Origin of the sequence: Pedobacter sp. CG_S7, assembly GCF_040544395.1 — a bacterium.
Lineage (GTDB): Bacteria > Bacteroidota > Bacteroidia > Sphingobacteriales > Sphingobacteriaceae > Pedobacter.
Genome location: NZ_JBEONS010000101.1, coordinates 1 through 1,414 on the forward strand (window position 1 = coordinate 1; position 1,414 = coordinate 1,414).

A 1,414-nucleotide genomic window follows, 5' to 3' on the forward strand; every position below is an offset into this window, starting at 1 on the left:
CCATTTTATTTGAATTTTGAAACTGCCCCTAAACTAACAACGATTACAAGGGCTGAAAACAGTCAAATCTTTTAAAGTACCTGAGTAGTTACTATGATTTATATTTTTTTTAATTTTTCAAGAAATTAAATGTCTTTATTAAAAGAAATTTTAAATAAAATTAAAAGCTCTGCGCTTTTAAAATCAGGTTTGGCTGTTACTGCTGCAAAAAGTTTTGTGATTATCGGTAATTTTTTAATATTTTTTATTTTAGTTCGAATTTGTACCCCAACAGATTTTGGAACATGGATTTTATACACATCCATCATTGTTATATTTGAAGTGGCTAACAATAGCTTTGTAAGTAATGCCATTATAAAATATTATAATGATTATAGAGGGGAATTAAGTGGGAAATTTATTTATAATGCATTTGCTTTTAGCCTTTTTCTTACGCTGGTCATTTCTCTGCTTTTGTTTGTTTCTATTTATTTTATAAATCTTATTTACAACTCAAGCTATTTAAATGAATTATTGTGGTATGGACCGTTAATCCTTTTGTGTTCCGGATTGATAAACGTATTAAATTGTATTGAACAGGGAAATCTAAGGTTTTATGGACAATTAATTTCATCTATATTAAAGTCAGGCATATTTATTATATACCTCTTTTATTTGTTTTTGACTAAAAGTTCTTACGATCTACATCATTTTGTAATTGTCAATATTATAGCTGGGTTCTTATCATTATTACTCGTTTTTTTTACGACGAAAAAATATTTTAGGCTTACTATGAAGTACGATTTTATTATTATAAAGAAAATCGCAAAGTATGGTTTTTTCACTTTCGGTATTGAAGTGATTGGCCAGATTTCCGGAAATATTGGACAACTAATTTCTGGAGCATTATTATCTCCGGCAGCCGTAGGTATTATAAACGTTGCAACTCGTGTATTACAATTTATTGAAATTCCCTTGCAATCTGTATCTTCAGTATTGATGCCCCAGGGAGTTATTACTTTAAAGGAAAAAGGGATTGATGGTATTAAAATACTCTATGAAAAATCATCTGCATTAATTGTTGTTGTTATGCTTCCTATTCTGATATTGTTTTTTGTATTCTCTGATCAGGTGATTTATTTAATTGCAGGAGAAAATTTTGGCCAGGCATCCATTTTATTGAAAATCATCATTTTTTATAGCCTATTTAAACCTTTTGGGCGTAATGCCGGGGTTATCTTAAACGCAATTGGAAAAACAAGGATCAATTTTTTTATGATACTGATTCCTACTGCAATAAATTTAATTTTCAATTATTACCTCATAAAACAATTAGGGGTCAGGGTCAACGCATTTAAATTTGATTTAAAATTTTAAGGAGAAATTGATCGTCCCAGCCGGCTTTTAGCCTTTTGGTTACCAGAGATCCCTTTGA

General features: G+C 29.5%; 1 protein-coding gene. It reads left to right on the top strand.

Translation table 11 applies throughout. The annotated features are described in order from the left end of the window. Positions 1 to 129 precede the first annotated feature (129 nt). On the top strand, positions 130 to 1,356 hold the full coding sequence (locus AAKU52_RS17440) for a lipopolysaccharide biosynthesis protein (RefSeq protein ID WP_354335915.1): 1,227 nt from the start codon (positions 130 to 132) through the stop codon (positions 1,354 to 1,356). The last annotated feature ends 58 nt before the right edge of the window (positions 1,357 to 1,414 follow it).